General features: G+C 68.7%; 17 protein-coding genes. 5 read left to right on the top strand and 12 right to left on the bottom strand.

What is annotated here, in order from left to right:
• Window positions 1–61: 61 nt before the first annotated feature.
• Together OG758_RS23155 and OG758_RS23160 are read right to left on the bottom strand one after the other, a co-directional pair.
• Complete coding sequence (locus OG758_RS23155; RefSeq protein WP_326711731.1) at window positions 62–1,408, bottom strand: dicarboxylate/amino acid:cation symporter; 1,347 nt, start codon at window positions 1,406–1,408, stop codon at window positions 62–64.
• A gap of 380 nt (window positions 1,409–1,788) precedes the next feature.
• Window positions 1,789–2,085 (bottom strand): DUF4229 domain-containing protein, encoded by a 297-nt coding sequence (locus OG758_RS23160; RefSeq protein WP_326711732.1) that lies wholly within the window; start codon window positions 2,083–2,085, stop codon window positions 1,789–1,791.
• Between the two features lie 105 nt (window positions 2,086–2,190).
• Here OG758_RS23160 and OG758_RS23165 point away from each other — a divergent pair, with 105 nt between their 5' ends.
• Entirely contained in the window at window positions 2,191–2,715 is a 525-nt protein-coding gene (locus OG758_RS23165) for a GNAT family N-acetyltransferase (RefSeq protein ID WP_326711733.1), read from the top strand.
• Window positions 2,716–2,810: 95 nt separating this feature from the next.
• On the opposite strand, the gene mqnE is transcribed toward OG758_RS23165, so the two are convergent.
• Complete coding sequence (gene mqnE, locus OG758_RS23170) at window positions 2,811–3,974, bottom strand: aminofutalosine synthase MqnE (protein WP_326716004.1); 1,164 nt, start codon at window positions 3,972–3,974, stop codon at window positions 2,811–2,813.
• An 89-nt stretch (window positions 3,975–4,063) separates the two neighbouring features.
• Entirely contained in the window at window positions 4,064–4,519 is a 456-nt protein-coding gene (locus OG758_RS23175; protein WP_116511305.1) for an Lrp/AsnC family transcriptional regulator, read from the bottom strand.
• A gap of 172 nt (window positions 4,520–4,691) precedes the next feature.
• On the opposite strand from OG758_RS23175, the gene OG758_RS23180 reads away from it, so the two are divergent.
• Window positions 4,692–4,823 carry a hypothetical protein gene (locus OG758_RS23180; RefSeq protein WP_264484737.1) on the top strand — a complete coding sequence of 44 codons (132 nt, stop codon included), beginning with the start codon at window positions 4,692–4,694 and terminating at the stop codon, window positions 4,821–4,823.
• Here the strand turns inward: OG758_RS23180 and OG758_RS23185 are convergent.
• From OG758_RS23185 to OG758_RS23195, 3 genes are read right to left on the bottom strand one after another with little or no spacing between them, the layout of a single operon-like run.
• Window positions 4,820–5,500 carry a UbiX family flavin prenyltransferase gene (locus tag OG758_RS23185; RefSeq protein WP_326711734.1) on the bottom strand — a complete coding sequence of 227 codons (681 nt, stop codon included), beginning with the start codon at window positions 5,498–5,500 and terminating at the stop codon, window positions 4,820–4,822. The genes OG758_RS23180 and OG758_RS23185 overlap by 4 nt on opposite strands.
• 31 nt (window positions 5,501–5,531) lie before the next feature.
• Window positions 5,532–6,434 carry a menaquinone biosynthesis prenyltransferase MqnP gene (gene mqnP, locus OG758_RS23190; protein ID WP_326711735.1) on the bottom strand — a complete coding sequence of 301 codons (903 nt, stop codon included), beginning with the start codon at window positions 6,432–6,434 and terminating at the stop codon, window positions 5,532–5,534.
• Window positions 6,431–7,882: a menaquinone biosynthesis decarboxylase gene (locus tag OG758_RS23195; protein ID WP_100597997.1), complete on the bottom strand. Its 1,452-nt coding sequence runs from the start codon at window positions 7,880–7,882 to the stop codon at window positions 6,431–6,433. The genes mqnP and OG758_RS23195 overlap by 4 nt, the downstream gene beginning before the upstream one ends.
• Window positions 7,883–8,050: 168 nt before the next feature.
• Between OG758_RS23195 and OG758_RS23200 the strand changes: the two genes are divergently transcribed.
• From OG758_RS23200 to OG758_RS23210, 3 genes are all read left to right on the top strand, one after another.
• Window positions 8,051–8,446 (top strand): PLD nuclease N-terminal domain-containing protein, encoded by a 396-nt coding sequence (locus OG758_RS23200; protein ID WP_227296685.1) that lies wholly within the window; start codon window positions 8,051–8,053, stop codon window positions 8,444–8,446.
• Window positions 8,443–8,901 carry a nucleoside deaminase gene (locus OG758_RS23205; protein ID WP_326711736.1) on the top strand — a complete coding sequence of 153 codons (459 nt, stop codon included), beginning with the start codon at window positions 8,443–8,445 and terminating at the stop codon, window positions 8,899–8,901. Before OG758_RS23200 ends, OG758_RS23205 begins: the two co-directional genes overlap by 4 nt.
• A gap of 63 nt (window positions 8,902–8,964) precedes the next feature.
• Complete coding sequence (locus tag OG758_RS23210) at window positions 8,965–9,948, top strand: isopenicillin N synthase family dioxygenase (protein WP_326711737.1); 984 nt, start codon at window positions 8,965–8,967, stop codon at window positions 9,946–9,948.
• A 116-nt stretch (window positions 9,949–10,064) separates the two neighbouring features.
• Here OG758_RS23210 and OG758_RS23215 read toward each other — a convergent pair whose 3' ends face one another.
• From OG758_RS23215 to OG758_RS23235, 5 genes are all read right to left on the bottom strand, one after another.
• On the bottom strand, window positions 10,065–10,613 hold the full coding sequence (locus OG758_RS23215) for an SRPBCC domain-containing protein (RefSeq protein ID WP_326711738.1): 549 nt from the start codon (window positions 10,611–10,613) through the stop codon (window positions 10,065–10,067).
• A gap of 156 nt (window positions 10,614–10,769) precedes the next feature.
• The gene (ccsB, locus tag OG758_RS23220) at window positions 10,770–11,861 is read right to left on the bottom strand and encodes a c-type cytochrome biogenesis protein CcsB (protein WP_326711739.1); all 1,092 of its coding nucleotides are present in this window, start codon (window positions 11,859–11,861) and stop codon (window positions 10,770–10,772) included.
• Window positions 11,858–13,558 carry a cytochrome c biogenesis protein ResB gene (gene resB, locus OG758_RS23225; protein ID WP_326711740.1) on the bottom strand — a complete coding sequence of 567 codons (1,701 nt, stop codon included), beginning with the start codon at window positions 13,556–13,558 and terminating at the stop codon, window positions 11,858–11,860. Before resB ends, ccsB begins: the two co-directional genes overlap by 4 nt.
• 3 nt (window positions 13,559–13,561) lie before the next feature.
• On the bottom strand, window positions 13,562–14,338 hold the full coding sequence (locus OG758_RS23230) for a cytochrome c biogenesis CcdA family protein (RefSeq protein WP_326711741.1): 777 nt from the start codon (window positions 14,336–14,338) through the stop codon (window positions 13,562–13,564).
• A gap of 6 nt (window positions 14,339–14,344) precedes the next feature.
• Window positions 14,345–14,965 carry a TlpA family protein disulfide reductase gene (locus tag OG758_RS23235; protein WP_326711742.1) on the bottom strand — a complete coding sequence of 207 codons (621 nt, stop codon included), beginning with the start codon at window positions 14,963–14,965 and terminating at the stop codon, window positions 14,345–14,347.
• Window positions 14,966–15,028: the final 63 nt, after the last annotated feature.

Consider the following 15,028-nt stretch of genomic DNA (forward strand, 5'->3'; position numbering starts at 1 on the left):
CCGCACCACGACCGGAGGAAACCGGCGGGTGCGGGGTGCGGACGGGTACGAGCCTGGGGACTCAGGCGGCGGCACCCACCGCCTGAGGCTCGTCCTCGTGCTGGCTCTCTGCCACGAGCTCCTCGACGGGAGACGCAGTGGCGCGGTCGTACTTCACCCGGTCCAGGATGTTCTCGCGTGCGGCCACGATGACCGGCACGAGCGCCTGTCCGGCCACGTTCGTGGCGGTGCGCATCATGTCCAGGATCGGGTCGATGGCGAGGAGCAGACCCACGCCCTCCATCGGGAGGCCGAGCGTCGACAGGGTCAGCGTCAGCATGACCGTGGCACCGGTCAGTCCGGCGGTCGCGGCGGAGCCGATCACCGAGACGAACGCGATGAGCAGGTACTCCTTGATGCCGAGCTGCACGTCGAAGATCTGCGCGACGAAGATCGCGGAGATCGCCGGGTAGATCGCGGCGCAGCCGTCCATCTTGGTCGTCGCGCCGAACGGCACGGCGAAGGAGGCGTAGTTGCGCGGGACGCCGAGGCGCTCGGCGGACTGCTGGGTGACGGGCATCGTGCCGACGGAGGAGCGGGACACGAAGGCCAGCTGGATCGCGGGCCAGGCGCCCTTGAAGAACTGGAGCGGGTTCAGCTTGGCGACGGTCGCGAGGAGCAGCGGGTAGACGCCGAAGAGGACCAGGGCGCAGCCGACGTAGATGTCGATCGTGAACGTCGCGTAGTTGCCGAGGAGGTCCCAGCCGTACTGGACGATGGCGCGGCCGATGAGGCCGGCGGAGCCGATCGGGGCGAGCAGGATGACCCACCACAGGGCCTTCTGCAGCAGTTCGAGCACCGACTCGGACAGGGAGAGGATCGGCTGGGCCTTCGGGCCGATCTTCAGGATGGCGACACCGGCGACGACCGCCATGAAGACGATCTGCAGGACGTTGAGCTGGGTGAACGGCGTGACGACATCGGTCGGGACGATGCCGGTCAGGAAGTCCAGCCAGGAGCCGGCGTGGTCGGGCTTGGAGCCGTCGGCCGGGGTGAGGTTCGAGCCGTTGCCCGGGTTGGTGATCAGGCCGATCGCGAGGCCGATGACGACCGCGATCAGCGAGGTGATCATGAACCAGAGGAGGGTACGGCTGGCGAGCCGCGCGGCGTTGTTGACCTTCCGCAGGTTGGTGATGGACACCAGGATCGCGAAGAAGACCAGCGGGGCCACGGCCAGCTTCAGGAGCTGGATGAAGATGCCGCCGACCTTGTCGAGGGTCGTGGCGAGCCAGGACACGTCGTAGGTGCGGGCGACGTAGCCGAGCACGAGGCCGACGACGAGGCCGAGCAGGACCTGGGCCCAGAAGGGGATGGGTATCCGGAAGCGGGGCTTCTGCTTCTCGGACGCGGACGCGGTGTTCGCGGACACGGACACACTCCAGTGATGACGCGCGGGTGGGGTCGGACGTAAGGAAGCGGCCACCGCGGGAGGAAGAACCAGGGGCGCCGCTGCATCGGGGGGTCGCTTCAGAGGCGACAGGCCGCGGACATGCAACGGCAGAGATCGACATGCAGGCGCGCCACGAGCGGAACGCTCATGGGCATGCGGACTGCGGATGTCTTCATGACAATCACGTTAACACTCATGCTTTGAGAACATCAAAGGGGTTCTTTGGGACAGAAATGACCTCATCTATAGCCCTTGGGCCTGGAAAACGCAGGTGGCCCCGGCATCGAGCGATGCCGGGGCCACCTGTGCTGTGACGAAGCTTACGAGTCCCTTACACGGGACTTCGGGGACGAGTCGCGTTACGAGGCGCTCTGCGCGCGGGCCACGTCGTCCGCGAGGTCCTCCTGCGTGCGATTGCGCTCGTAGTTGGCCTTCGTGCGGTCGACGCGCTCGACGATCTTGACCGAGGCGCGGTCACGCTCCTTGCGCAGCACGACGTAGCTGATGGGTGCGGAGATGACGAGACCGAGCAGGGCGATCCACAGGAAGTACGAGCTTCCGGCACCGCGGGGCACGATGCCCGTCGAGGCGAGGCCCCAGACGACAAGGAAGCAGCCCGCGAAGATCCCGAAGCGCATCAGCGTGTAGCGGAGCATGTCAATCCACTCTTCCGTTCCGAATCGGTCCTACGCACGTCCAGTGAAGCATGCGGCCCTCGAAGGGCATTGAGCGGTACCGCAAGTAATGGCTAGAGTGGCCCAATGACCCTTACGTTTCAGTTGGACCCGCAGATCGGACCGGCGCTGCGGGATGACGTCCTCGCGCTCTGGGCCGACGTGTCCAACGCGGGCGGAGCGGTCGGCTTCGTCCCGCCCGTCACCACCGAGGACATACGCCCCGAGCTGGTCAGACACCTCGCCGCGATGGCGGAGGGCCGCACCCGGCTCCTGGTCGGACGCGACGAGGAGGGCACCGTCGCGGCGACGGCCTTCTTCACGTACAACCAGCACCGCCTGCAGAAGCACTACATCTGGCTGTACACGGTGATGGTCCACCCGCGGTACCAGGGCAAGGGGTACGGGCGGGAGCTGATGGACGCAGCGGCCGACGCCGCCCGCGCCTTCGACGGCATCGAGGCGATCCGTCTCACCTGCCGCGGCGGCACCGGCGCCGACCGCTTCTACGCGGCGTGCGGCTACAAGGAGGTCGGCCGCGTCCCGGGCGCGATCCGGGTGGCCCCCGGCGACGACCGCGACGACATCACGATGCTGCTGCCGGTGGCCTGACCCACATACGGCGATACGGGAAGAGGGGCCCGGCCACCGGCCGGAACCCCTCTTCGTCGTTACGCCTGCCGTCAAAGACGCCGTCAGCGACGTCGTCAGACGCGCATCGCCTGCGGCGTCTCACGGCGCGCCGGGTCCGGGCCGTCGTACTCGCGGATGATCTCGTACCGGGTGTTCCGCTCGACGGGCCGGAAGCCGGCGTCGCGGATCAGGTCGAGCAGGTCCTCGCGGGTCAGCTTGTTCGGCGTCCCGTAGTTGTCCGCGTCGTGCGTGATCTTGTACTCGACGACCGAGCCGTCCATGTCGTCGGCGCCGTGCTGGAGCGCGAGCTGGGTGGTCTGCACGCCGTGCATGACCCAGAAGCACTTCACGTGCGGCACGTTGTCGAACAGAAGCCGGGAGACCGCGAAGGTCTTGAGCGCCTCGGCGCCGGTCGCCATGGTCGTACGCGCCTGGAGGCGGTTACGGACCTTGCCGTCCTTCATGTCGACGAAGTCGTGCTGGTAGCGCAGCGGGATGAAGACCTGGAAACCGCCGGTCTCGTCCTGGAGTTCACGCAGGCGCAGCACGTGGTCGACGCGGTGACGGGGCTCCTCGATGTGCCCGTACAGCATCGTCGACGGGGTCTTGAGACCCTTCTCGTGCGCGAGGCGGTGGATCCGCGACCAGTCCTCCCAGTGGGTGGCGTGGTCGACGATGTGCTGCCGGACCTCCCAGTCGAAGATCTCGGCGCCGCCGCCGGTCAGCGACTCCAGGCCGGCGTCGATCAGCTCGTCGAGGATCTCGGAGGCGGAGAGCCCGGAGATCGTCTCGAAGTGGTGGATCTCCGTCGCCGTGAACGCCTTCAGCGCGACGTCCGGCAGCGCCTCCTTGAGGGCCTTCAGGGAGCGCGGGTAGTAGCGCCAGGGCAGCGTCGGGTGCAGGCCGTTGACGATGTGCAGCTCGGTGAGGTTCTCGTTCTCCATCGCCTTGGCGAGGCGGACGGCCTCCTCGATGCGCATCGTGTACGCGTCCTTCTCGCCCGGCTTGCGCTGGAACGAGCAGTACGCGCACGAGGCGGTGCACACGTTCGTCATGTTGAGGTGGCGGTTGACGTTGAAGTGGACGACGTCGCCGTTCTTGCGCGTGCGCACCTCGTGGGCGAGCCCGCCCAGCCAGGCCAGGTCGTCCGACTCGTACAGCGCGACGCCGTCCTCACGGGACAGCCGCTCGCCGTCCCGCACCTTCTGCTCCAGCTCGCGCTTGAGCCCTACGTCCATTGCCATTGCTCCTCACCAAAGACTGCGGCCAACCGTACTCCCCCACCCTTCGGGCGGGAGGGCCCCCATCAGGCACTTCGTGCCCGCCTCTACTCCTCCTCGGGCAGCTCCCCCACCCGGTTCTCCCACTTGGTGGACAGCACGATCGTGGTGCGCGTGCGCGAGACGCCCTTCGTGCCGCTGAGCCGGCGGATGGTGCGCTCCAGGCCGTCCACGTCGCCGACCCGCACCTTGAGCATGTAGGAGTCGTCGCCCGCGATGAACCAGCAGTCCTCGATCTCGTACAGGTCCTTGAGCCGGCGCGCCACGTCCTCGTGGTCGGCGGCGTCGGAGAGCGAGATGCCGATCAGGGCGGTGACCCCGAGACCGAGCGAGGGCGAGTCGACGGTCGCGCGGTAGCCCGTGATGACACCGGCCGCCTCCAGGCGGTTGATGCGGTCGGTGACGCTGGGCCCGGACAGGCCTACGAGGCGTCCCAGCTCGGCATACGAGGCGCGGCCGTTCTCGCGCAGGGCCTGAATGAGCTGCCTGTCCACGGCGTCCATGGGTCCATGCCTTTCATTATTCTGCGTTGACGCGAGTTTACGTGTAGAATCTAAGGCGTGCAGGGCATTGCCCCTGTGAATCTTTTAGCCGAAACCCGGTTTCACCTTCGGCTTCCCTACCAAGCGATCTTCGACTACCGATCAAAGACGATCATTCAGGAGTGTTGTCACCGTGTACACGATCGAGATGGCCTACGCCCGTATGCGCGAGCTGCAGGACCAGGCCAACCGCTCGCGTGCCCACCAGTCCGCCGTCGAGGCGCGTACCGCTGAGAAGCGGGCCGCGCGCGCCAAGAAGCGCTAACGGTCCGGAGAGCCGCCCCCGAGCTCTCCCTCCCACCGGCGGTAGAGCCGATGCGGCACCCCTGCCGCGTCGAGCGCCCGCCCGGCGACGAAGTCCACCAGATCCTGGATGTGCGTCGCCCCCGCGTAGAACGCCGGAGAGGCGGGCAGCACCACCGCGCCCGCCTCGTCCAGCGCCACCAGATGCTTCAGCGTCTGTCCGTTCAGCGGTGTCTCGCGCACCGCGACGACCAGCCTGCGCCCCTCCTTGAGCGTCACGCTCGCCGCGCGCTGGAGCAGATCCTTCGACAGGCCGAGCGCCACGCCCGCCACGCACGCCGTGGACGCGGGCACGATGATCATGCCCTTCGCCGGATACGACCCGGACGACGGTCCCGCCGCCAGATCCCCGGCGGACCAGTACCTGACCTGGTCGAGAGCCGCGCCCACCGCGAACGTGTCCGGCTTCCCGTCCGCCCCGCGCGCCAGCCACTCCCCCAGGTCCTGACGCCAGTGCGCGTCCCGGAAGGCGATCCCCGTCTCGTCGAGCAGCGTCAGCCGCGAGGCGCGCGAGACGAAGAGGTCCACGCTCTCCCCCGCGTCGAGCAGCGCGCGCAGAACCGCGGCGGCATACGGGGTCCCCGACGCGCCGGACACCCCCACGATCCAAGGCCGGCGCCCAATTTCTCCTGCGGTCATGCCATCGAGCCTATCCGGCACCCGGTCGCGGTCAGACTGTCAGGCCGCGCACGAGGAGGTCGAGCAGCGCGCACGCGAACAGGGCGATCCCGATGAAGCTGTTGACCTGGAAGAAGGCCCGGTTGAGCCGGGACAGGTCGCGCGGCCGCACGATCGTGTGCTCGTAGAGGAAGGCGCCCGCGACGATGACGAGGCCGAGCCAGAAGAACGCGCTCGCGTCCGTGGCGAGGGCGTACCAGACGAACAGCGCCGTGGTGAGCGTGTGGCAGCCGCGCGCTCCCCAGATCGCCGCCGGGACTCCGAAGCGGGCCGGTACCGACATCACGCCGACCTCGCGGTCGGTCTCCACGTCCTGGCAGGCGTAGATGAGGTCGAAGCCGCCGATCCAGATGCCGACCGCGAGCCCGAGGATCACCGCGTCCCACGACCACTCGCCGGTGATCGCGAGCCAGGCGCCGACCGGGCCCATCGCCTGGGCGAGACCCAGGATGGCCTGCGGGAAGTTCGTGAACCGCTTGCCGTACGGATAGACGACCATCGGGATCACCGCGATGGGCGCGAGCGCCAGGCACAGCGGGTTGAGCAGGGCGGCAGCGCCGAGGAAGACGACGAGCGCCATGAGCGCGCCGGTCCAGGCGGACTTCACGGACATCGCGCCCGTGACGAGTTCGCGGTGGGCGGTCCTCGGGTTACGGGCGTCGATCTCGCGGTCGATGATCCGGTTCACGGCCATCGCGAACGTGCGCAGGCCGACCATCGCGATCGTCACGAGCAGCAGCCGCCACCAGTGGATGTTCCTGTCCATCTGGAACATCGCCGTGAGCGCGGCGATGTACGCGAAGGGCAGCGCGAACACCGAGTGCTCGATCATGACGAGGCGCAGAAACGCCTTGGTCCGGCCCGGCTGCGGGATCGCGGCGGAGGCGCTGGTCACAGGCCGTACTCCTTCCAACGGCGGTCGACCGTCGCCGCCGTCTGCGGGTCGGACAGCACCATCTCGGGCCAGCCGCCGTCCCGCGTGTAGCCCTCCTCGGGCCACTTCTTCGTCGCGTCGATGCCCGCCTTGCCGCCCCAGAACTGTTGGTACGACGCGTGGTCGAGGTGGTCGACGGGACCCTCGGCGACGGTCAGGTCACGGGCGTAGTCCGTGTTGCCGAGCGCCCGCCACGCGACCTCGTGCAGGTCATGCACGTCGCAGTCCGAGTCGACGACCACGATCAGCTTGGTCAGCGACATCATGTGCGCGCCCCACACGGCGTGCATCACCTTCTGCGCGTGTTTCGGGTACTTCTTGTCGATCGAGACGATCGCGCAGTTGTGGAATCCGCCCGACTCGGGCAGGTGGTAGTCCACGATGTCCGGCACGATGATCTTGAGGAGCGGAAGGAAGAAGCGCTCCGTGGCCCGGCCGAGGGGGCCGTCCTCCGTCGGCGGGCGCCCCACCACGATCGACTGGAGCAGCGGTCGCTTGCGCATCGTCACGCAGTCGATCGTCAGCGCGGGGAAGGGTTCCTGCGGCGTGTAGAAGCCGGTGTGGTCGCCGAACGGGCCCTCGGGGAGCATCTCCCCGGGCTCCAGCCACCCCTCCAGGACGACCTCGGCGTTCGCCGGCACCTGGAGCGGCACCGTCTTGCAGTCGACCATCTCGATCCGCTTGCCCTGGATGAACCCGGCGAAGAGGTACTCGTCGATGTCCCCGGGCAGCGGCGCCGTCGACGCGTACGTCACGGCGGGCGGGCAGCCGAAGGCGATCGCGACCGGCAGCTTCTCGCCCTTCCTGGCGGCCACCTGGTAGTGGTTGCGGCTGTCCTTGTGGATCTGCCAGTGCATGCCGATGGTGCGCCGGTCGTGGCGCTGGAGCCGGTAGAGCCCGAGGTTGCGGATGCCGCTCTCGGGGTCCTTGGTGTGCGTCAGGCCGAGGTTGAAGAAGGAACCGCCGTCCTCGGGCCAGGTGAACAGGGCCGGGAGCTGGTCCAGGTCCACGTCGTCGCCGCGCAGGACGACCTCCTGCACCGGCGCGTCCTTCACCTTCTTCGGCGGCACGTGGACCATCGAGCCGAGCTTGCCGAACGCCTCGCGCACGCCCACGAAGCCGTGCGGCAGCTCGGGGCGCAGCAGGCCGCCGATCTTGTCGCTGATCTCCTCGTAGGACTTCAGGCCGAGCGCCTTCAGCAGGCGCCGGTCGGTCCCGTACACATTCATCGCGAGGGGCATCGAGGAGCCGCGCACGTTCTCGAAGAGGAGAGCGGGGCCGCCGGACTTCTGCACCCGGTCGACGATCTCACCGACCTCGAGATAGGGGTCGACCTCGGCCTTGATGCGCTTGAGGTCGCCCTCGCGCTCCAGCGCCCGCAGGAGGGAGCGAAGATCGTCGTAAGCCATGCGTCCCAGTATCGCTGAGGGGGCACGCACTTCCTGCGCCCGCCCCTGCCCTTCGGCCGGAGGTCCGGGGGTCGTCTCCCGCGATGGCGCAGCGCGCACCGGCTACCCTGACCCGGTCACCGGGGGCCCGCGTCGTCCCCATGCCGCTCCTTGGGGGATCGCGACACCATGCTCCGCTACTTGCCGTTCCTGCTGGTACTGGCGTTGTGGATCTACGCCTTCATCGACTGCCTGAACACTCCGGAGGAGGAGGTCAGGGGCCTGCCGAAGGTCGTGTGGGTCATCATCATCCTGCTCTTCGGCGAGGTGCTCGTCGGCCCGATCGCCTGGCTCGTCGCGGGCAGGCGCCGGCACGCGCCCGCGGGTGGCTCGACCCCGTCCGAGTGGCACCGCAGCCACCGCACACAGTGGGTCGCGCCCGACGACAACCCCGAGTTCCTGCACTCCCTGCGCGAGGAGAACAAGAAGGACGAGTCGCTCCTCAAGGACTGGGAGGCCGATCTACGCCGCCGCGAGGAGGAGCTCAAGAAGCGCGAGCGCGAGCAGGGCGGCGAGCAGGCGTGAACGCCTTCGACCCCGAACTGGCGCGGACCTGGCTGGCCACGGCCGTCGAGGAGGCGCGGGCGGGGCTCGCCGAGGGCGGCATCCCGATCGGCGCGGCCCTCTACTCGGCGGACGGAAAGGTCCTCGGGCGCGGGCACAACCGGCGCGTGCAGGACGGGGATCCGTCCGTGCACGGCGAGACGGACGCCTTCCGCAACGCGGGACGGCAGCGCTCGTACAAGGGCACGACGATGGTGACGACGCTCTCGCCGTGCTGGTACTGCTCCGGTCTGGTGCGGCAGTTCGGAATCTCGAGGGTCGTCGTCGGTGAGGCGCGGACGTTCCACGGCGGCCACGACTGGCTGGCCGAGCACGGCGTGGAGATCGTGGTGCTCGACGACCCCGAGTGCGTCGCCATGATGGAGGAGTTCATCGCGGCCCGGCCCGAGCTGTGGAACGAGGACATCGGCGCGTAGCGCTCGCGTCCGGCCGGGTCAGGCGCCGTTGCCTCGGTGCTGGGCCGCGTCCACAGTGGGGGCATGACCGAACCCTCCGCGCCGCGGCCCCGCATCCCCACGATCGATCTGCGGCCCTGGCTCTCCGGCGGCCCGGACGCGCGCGCCGAGATCGCCCGCACCGTCGACGAGGCGCTGCGGACCGCCGGATTCCTGCTGGTCACCGGGCACGGCGTGGACCCAGGCCTGCGCGCCCGGATCCGGGAGGCGGCGCGCGACTTCTTCCGGCTGCCGCCCGCGGTGAAGGAGCCGTACGCCGTGAAGGTGGGCGGGCGGGGCTGGCTGGGCCCCGGCGCCGAGGCGAACGGCTACGCGGAGGGCACCGAGACCCCGCCCGACCTGAAGGAGTCCCTGTCGTACGCCTCCGAACTGCCCACCGGCGACGCGGAGATCGACGCGGAGTGGTTCCTGCCCAACACCTGGCCCGCCGAGACGCCCGGGCTCCGCGCGCTCGTCGAGACGTATCTGGGGCGGATGCGGGAACTGTCCGACCTGCTGCTCGAACTTCTCGCGGTCGCGCTCGGCGAGGAGCGGGACTTCTTCACCCGGCACACCACGCACCCCACTTGGGGCTTCAACATCAACTGGTACCCGGGCACGGACGTCGTGGGCGAGCCCGAGGAGTGCCAGTTCCGCATCGGCCCGCACACCGACTTCGGGACGGTCACGGTCCTGGACCGGCAGGCGGGCAAGGGCGGGCTCCAGGTCTGCACCGACGAGGGCGGCTGGGAGGACGCGCCGTTCGACCCGGACGCGTTCACCATCAACATCGGTGACCTGATGGCGCGCTGGACCGGCGACCGCTGGCGCTCCGGCCGGCACCGCGTCCTGCCGCCCCCGGCGGACCTGCCCGCGGAGGAGCTGATGTCGCTCGTCTACTTCTACGAGTGCGACCCGCGCACGAGCGTCGAGTCCGTCCCCGCGCCGAAGGGCCGGGTCGCGTACGAGCCCGTCGACTCGCACACGTACCTGCGGGCGAAGCTGGACGCCATCACGGTGGAGCCTTGACCGCTGTGCCGCCCTGACCGGCGTGGAGCCTTGACCGCTGTGGGGCCCTGACCGGCGTGGAGCCTTGACCGGCGTAGAGCCTTGACCGTGGCGCCTTGACCGCCGTGGGGGCCTGATCACTGTGGGGTCTTGAGGTAGCTGTCCCGGAGCTGCCGCCGGCGGTCCGGGGTCCAGGCCGCCCAGGCCCGCTCGTCCGTCGGGCGCCCGTCGAGCGCGGCGGCCAGGTGCTCGAAGTGGTCGTGCCAGGCGGCCAGGTGGTCCAGGCGCGCCGCGTCGTCGCCGTCGATCTCGCCGGTGAACCGCAGGGTCGTCGCGTCGGGGGCCGTCGGCTCCAGGTGGAAGCGCATGCGGCCGTGCGGGCCTTCGAGCGTGTACTCGGCGACGCGTTCGCCGTCCCACGCGGTGACGCGGCCCGCGTGGGTCCGCCCGTTGTTGAGCCACCGCAGCGTGACCGCCCCGCCGAGCCGTGGTTCGAGCACATCGGCGGCGGCCAGCCACCCCGGCAGTCCCGCGGGAGTGGCCACCGCCTCCCAGACCTGCTCCACGGGGTGGGGAAGCGCGATCGTGAAGTGCAGGGTGTGGGTGTGCCCCTCGGTCCGGCTCGTGCCGGGCGCCACGGGTGTGGCGGATGCCGCGGGCTCGGTGGAGTGGCTGGATTCGGTCATACCTCCAGGCTGGCGCGCCCGCGCGCTTCGCGCACCCTTACACACCGGGATCCGTGCCCCTCTTCGCCCGGGCCCCTCCCAGTCCGTACGTACACCGACGGCCGACCTCTTGCGACTCGCTTCACAAGAGGTCGGCCGTCGGTGGCGGTCGCGGTGTCAGACGCCGGCGTAGGAGTGCTTGCCGGTGACGAAGATGTTCACGCCGTAGTAGTTGAACAGCCAGCAGCCGAACGCGATCAGGGCCAGGTAGGCGGCCTTGCGGCCCTTCCATCCGGCGGTCGCGCGGGCGTGCAGGTAGCAGGCGTAGGCGACCCAGGTGATGAACGACCAGGTCTCCTTGGGGTCCCAGCCCCAGTAGCGGCCCCAGGCGTCGCCGGCCCAGATCGCGCCCGCGATGATCGTGAACGTCCACAGCGGGAAGACGGCCGCGTTCACGCGGTACGAGAACTTGTCGAGCGAGGCCGCGGCGGGCAGGCGCTCCAGGACGGAGGTCGCGAACTTCCCGGGCTTGCCGCCGTTCGCCAGCTTGTTCTCGTAGGCGTCGCGGAAGAGGTAGAGCAGCGTGCTGACCGCGCCGACGTAGAACACCGCGCCGCAGAAGATCGCGGTGGAGACGTGGATGTACAGCCAGTACGAGTGAAGGGCGGGAACCAACTGGTCACTGGCGGTGTACAAGACAGTGACAGCGAGGCCGAGATCGAGGAGGACCGTGGTGACCAGTGGGAGGCCGAGCCAGCCGATGTTCTTCTTCGCCAGCATGAGGCCGAGGTACACAGCGACAGCGACGGTGGAGAAGGTGATGTTGAACTCGTACATGTTGCCCCACGGCGCGCGCTGCACGGAGAGCGCGCGGGTGAGAACACCGCTCGCCTCGACGAGGAACGCGAGCACGGTGAGGGACACCGCGATACGGCCGTAGAGATCGCCCTGCTCGTCGCCGCCGGAGGCGCCGGGACCGTCCGGTACGTCACGCGTGCCGGAGACGGCGCGGGTCACGACGCTGGGCCGCTCCAGGACGGCGGTACCGCCGTTCTTCTCCTTGACCTGCACCTTCACGGAGCCGGCCGTGGCCTGCGCGGTGGCCTTCTGCGTCAGCGCGGCGGCGGTGCGGCCGACCTTGCTGCGGCTGCCGAAGACCCACTCGGCCATGTGCGCGAAGAAGGCCAGGAGGTACACGGCCATCGACGAGTAGATCAGCACATTGCTGATGTGCGCGAGATTCTCGTTGGTTGCGGCGGCGAGATTCACTTCTCAGCCCCTTCGGCAGGAACAGCAGGTTGGGGATCGGCGGCGCTGGGCGCCCGTTCGTGGAGGTGTGCGGCCAGGTCGCCGAGTTCTTCGGCCACCTTCGAGGACTCACTGCGGCCGAGACCGCCCATCTCGACGACGGTGACTCCGTCGGCTCCGGAGGTCGCCCGGACCCAGACGCGGCGGCGCTGGATGAACAGGGAACCGGCGAGGCCCGCGATGGCGGCGAGCGCTCCGGCGAGGGCCCAGCCGTCGCCGGGCTGGTGGGTGATCTGGAAGCTCGCCCACTGCTTGATGTCCTTGTCGAACGTGATCGACCCGGCACCGTTCGGAAGCTTCATGGTCTCGCCGGGCCGCAGCCGCGTCTTGAGCAGCTCCCCCTTCGAGTCCGTGAACTTCTTCATCTTGGAGGTGTCCAGTTGGTACACGTTCTGCGGGATACCGGAGTCGACACCCAGGCTTCCGTGGTACGCGGACAGCGCGAGGACGGGGTAGTCGAGCGCGGGGAACTGGGAGAACATGTTGCCCTTCCCGGACCCCGCGAAGGTCGGCACGAAGAAGGCGTTGAAGCCGAGCTGCTCCCGCTTGCCGTTCTTGTCGCGGTAGCCGTCCATGATCTTGATGGCACCGGTGGACGTGACGTTCGAGTCGATGGGCAGCAGCGGCACGGCCTGCCGGGAGACGATCTTGCCGCGGCCGTCCCGGACGGTGACGGTGGGCGCGTAGCCGTGGCCGTTGAGGTAGACCTTGGTGCCGTCGATCTCGAGGGGGTCATTGACCTGGATCGCGGTCTTCTGCTCCTTGCCGGTCGCGCCGACGCTGTAGGTCACGTTGGCGCGGTAGACGCGCGGGCTCCCCTTGTTCGGCCCGTTGCGCTCGTACGTCCCGTCGAACTTGTCGAGCTGGAAGCTGAACGGCGTCAGGTCGGTGTCGGAGTTGAAGAGGTTGCCCGACTTGAAGTCGTCGTACATCGGCAGGGCGTTGGAGAAGCCTCCGTCGCCCTCGACCATCAGCTTGCCGCCCTCGGACTTGAAGAGCTGGCCCCAGGCGAAGGCGATCAGCATCACGATCAGCGCGATGTGGAAGATCAGGTTGCCGGCCTCGCGCAGATAGCCCTTCTCGGAAGCGACGGCGTCACCGGCGATGTGGGCGCGGAAGCGGCGCTTGCGGAGGATCTCGAGGGCCGCGGCGCGGACCTGCTCCGGCTCGGCGTCGGTGCGCCAGGTCGCCGACGCGGGCAGGTGCGTGAAGCGCTTGGGGGCGTCCGGGGCGCGACCGCGCAGCTGCCCGACGAACTGCCAGGTGCGCGGGACGATGCAGCCGATGAGGGAGATGAACAGCAGGATGTAGATCGCGGAGAACCACACCGAGCTGTAGACGTGGAACAGGCCCAGCTTGTCGTAGACCGGCGACACCGTCGTGTGCGCGTCCTTGAACGTCTGCACCTTCATCTCGTCGACCCCGGACTGCGGGATCAGCGAGCCGGGGATCGCCCCGAGCGAGAGCATGAAGAGCAGGATCAGCGCGACGCGCATCGAGGTGAGCTGCCGCCAGAACCAGCGGATCCAGCCGATGACGCCCAGCCGGGGCAGGGTCGGGCCGCGGTCCTCCTGCGGAGCGGTGGACAGGTGCGAGCCGGCCGCGCCGAGCTCGTCGCCGCTCACCTCGCCGGTCTTGCCGGATTCAGTCGTGCTCATGAATCAGATTCCCACCGTGAAGCCGTTGGACCAGGTCTGCATCTGCTGGACGAGGGTGTCCCAGGCTCCTGTGAGCAGCAGCACTCCGGTAAAGATCATCATGATGCCGCCGATCCGCATCACCCAGGCGTAGTGCTTCTTGACCCAGCCGAAGGCGCCGAGCGCCTTGCGGAAGGCGACCGCGGCGAGCACGAAGGGGACACCGAGCCCGGCGCAGTACGCAACGGTCAGTATGGCCCCGCGCCCCGCGCTCGCCTCGTTGAACGACAGGGCGGTCACGGAGGCGAGCGTCGGCCCGATGCAGGGGGTCCAGCCGATACCGAACAGGGCGCCGAGCACCGGAGCGCCGATCAGCCCGGTCACCGGCCGCTTGTGGAAGCGGAATTCGCGCTGGGTGAGCCAGGGCATCATGCCCATGAAGAAGATCCCCATGAGGACCATCAGGACACCGAGGATCTTGGTGAGGGTGTCCTGGTACTCCTGGAGCGTCTCGCCGAAGTAGCCGAAGAGGGCCCCGCCGGAGACGAAGACGGCGGTGAAGCCGAGGACGAAGAGTCCGGCGCCCAGGGCCATCCGGCCCCGCCGCGCGTCGGCCAGGTCGGTGCCGCTGACTCCCGTCACGTACGACAGATAGCCGGGCACGAGAGGCAGGACGCAGGGCGAGAAGAACGAAAGGAGACCGCCGAGCAGGGCGATCGGCAGAGCGAGCAGGAGCGTACCGCTCTCGACGGTGCTGCTCACTCCGCCTTCAGCGGCGAGAGCGGTGAGCGTGGCGTGCACCGTCGCTCACTTCTCCGCGATCACGGGGTCGACCATCTTGCGCAGCTTGTCCTCGCTGAGCGCGCGCAGCGAGCGGGCGGCGATCTTGCCGTCGCGGTCGATGACGAGCGTGGACGGGATGGACTGCGGGTTGAGGGTGCCCTTTTCGAACCGCAGCATCAGCTTGCCCGAGGGGTCGTAGAAGCTCGGGTACGGGATGTTGTGGTCCTTCTCGAACTGGAGCGCCGGTTCGGTCTGCGGATCACGGGTGTTGATCCCGATGAACTGGACGTCCTTGCCCTTGGTCTCGTTCGCGACCTTGGCGAAGTAGTTGGCCTCGGCGCGGCACGGCGGGCACCAGGAGCCCCACACGTTCAACACGATGACCTTGCCCTTGTAGTCGGCGAGGTCGAGGGCCTTGCCCTTCAGATCCTTGCCGTCCAGCTTCGGCGCGTCGCGCCGTTCACCCTTGTCGACGGTGGAGATGCCGCCGGAGTTCGTCACGAAGTTGGTGTTGTTGCCACCGCCGGACGTTCCGCCGGAGCTGCACGCGGAGAGCGTCAGCGCAGCGACCGCGGCTCCTGCGGCGAGGAGGGCGGTACGGCGCTTGGATGCAGCGAGGGGGGAAACGCGGCAGTCGGCACTCATGTGAAAAGTTTCGCATGTCTGTTTAGGGGATCTTCCGCACCCCCCTTGCGTACGGAAAACCCC

The organism is Streptomyces sp. NBC_01474, from assembly GCF_035918215.1.
Taxonomy (GTDB): domain Bacteria; phylum Actinomycetota; class Actinomycetes; order Streptomycetales; family Streptomycetaceae; genus Streptomyces; species Streptomyces aureus.

Excerpts from the sequence above, each read along its gene's own strand:
- OG758_RS23185 (WP_326711734.1), bottom strand. The coding sequence starts at position 5,500 with ATGACCGCAGGAGAAATTGGGCGCCGGCCTTGGATCGTGGGGGTGTCC.
- resB (WP_326711740.1), bottom strand. The coding sequence starts at position 13,558 with ATGAGCACGACTGAATCCGGCAAGACCGGCGAGGTGAGCGGCGACGAG.
- OG758_RS23160 (WP_326711732.1), bottom strand. The coding sequence starts at position 2,085 with ATGCTCCGCTACACGCTGATGCGCTTCGGGATCTTCGCGGGCTGCTTC.
- OG758_RS23215 (WP_326711738.1), bottom strand. The coding sequence starts at position 10,613 with ATGACCGAATCCAGCCACTCCACCGAGCCCGCGGCATCCGCCACACCC.
- OG758_RS23195 (WP_100597997.1), bottom strand. The coding sequence starts at position 7,882 with ATGGCTTACGACGATCTTCGCTCCCTCCTGCGGGCGCTGGAGCGCGAG.
- OG758_RS23175 (WP_116511305.1), bottom strand. The coding sequence starts at position 4,519 with ATGGACGCCGTGGACAGGCAGCTCATTCAGGCCCTGCGCGAGAACGGC.
- mqnE (WP_326716004.1), bottom strand. The coding sequence starts at position 3,974 with ATGGACGTAGGGCTCAAGCGCGAGCTGGAGCAGAAGGTGCGGGACGGC.
- OG758_RS23210 (WP_326711737.1), top strand. The coding sequence starts at position 8,965 with ATGACCGAACCCTCCGCGCCGCGGCCCCGCATCCCCACGATCGATCTG.
- OG758_RS23235 (WP_326711742.1), bottom strand. The coding sequence starts at position 14,965 with ATGAGTGCCGACTGCCGCGTTTCCCCCCTCGCTGCATCCAAGCGCCGT.
- OG758_RS23200 (WP_227296685.1), top strand. The coding sequence starts at position 8,051 with ATGCTCCGCTACTTGCCGTTCCTGCTGGTACTGGCGTTGTGGATCTAC.
- OG758_RS23165 (WP_326711733.1), top strand. The coding sequence starts at position 2,191 with ATGACCCTTACGTTTCAGTTGGACCCGCAGATCGGACCGGCGCTGCGG.